The sequence below is a fragment of the Bradyrhizobium nanningense genome (genome assembly GCF_004114535.1).
Taxonomy (GTDB): domain Bacteria; phylum Pseudomonadota; class Alphaproteobacteria; order Rhizobiales; family Xanthobacteraceae; genus Bradyrhizobium; species Bradyrhizobium nanningense.
Genome location: NZ_LBJC01000050.1, coordinates 1 through 1,074, shown reverse-complemented (window position 1 = coordinate 1,074; position 1,074 = coordinate 1). Strand labels below are relative to the sequence as shown.

The window sequence follows — 1,074 nt, the reverse complement described above, 5'->3', positions numbered from 1 at the left end:
CTCCGGCCTATGTGAAGCCCTACGTCAAGCGGCAGAAGAACGACGCGATGGACGCTGAGGCGATCTGTGAAGCGGTCACGCGACCCAACATGCGATTTGTGCCGACCAAGACAGTCGAGCAGCAGAGCTGCCTGATGCTGCATCGAGCGCGCCATCTTTTCATCCGTCAACAGACAGCAGTGATCAACTCGATCCGTGCCTATCTTGCCGAGTTCGGGATCGTTGCCCCTGTCGGGCGCCGAGGTGTCGAGCAATTGCTGGAAGTTGTCGCTGATCCAGCCGATGGTCGTCTGCCCGAGGTGGCCCGAGCATGTCTTACTGCCCTCGGTGGTCAATTGCGCGCCCTTAAAGGTCAGATCCTTGAGTTTGACCGCCGCATCATCGCCTGGCATCGATCAAATGCGACGAGCAAACAGCTGGACGCGATCCCTGGCGTCGGTCCGGCGCTGGCAACAGCGCTGGTCGCCAGCATTGCCGATCCCAAAGCCTTCCGATCCGGGCGGGACTTCTCGGCCTGGGTTGGTCTCGTGCCAAAGCAGAGCTCGAGCGGGGGCAAAGACAAGCTTGGCAGCATCAGCAAGCAGGGCGATCGCTATTTGCGTAGCCTGTTCACTGCTGGCGCGCTCGCCGTAATCCGCTACGCCAAGATCCATGGCACGGGGCATCGGCCATGGCTCACGCGATTGTTGGCCCGGCGGCCCACCAAGGTCGCGGCCATCGCGCTTGCCAACAAGCTCGCCAGGATGGCTTGGGCGATGATGGCGAGGAACGAACGCTACCAGGAGCCGGCCGCGCTGGCGGCCTAAACGAGATCGCGTCGACATCGCCGGCGTGACGTAACGGTTGGGAGGGCGAACAGCACGTAATGCAGTGCCGGTCGATCCGGCGATCAGGACAACCCACATGGGCCACAGCATCATCGAATGCGTGCTTTTGACCGGGACCTGATCCGCGGAGGGCATTATGGCCAGCGGTCACGTGAACCGCGCTAACAGGCCGAACACATGGCTGCTCCGACCAATACTGCGACGTGAAGATTCTCCTTGCCAACCCGGAGCCGTCCACACATGGCCC

The 1,074-nt window shown here is 61.9% G+C and carries 1 protein-coding gene; it reads left to right on the top strand.

What is annotated here, in order from left to right; genetic code table 11:
• A partial coding sequence (locus XH84_RS31780) for an IS110 family RNA-guided transposase (protein WP_128917759.1) occupies window positions 1-806 on the top strand: 806 nt, incomplete at its 5' end.
• Window positions 807-1,074 lie beyond the last annotated feature (268 nt).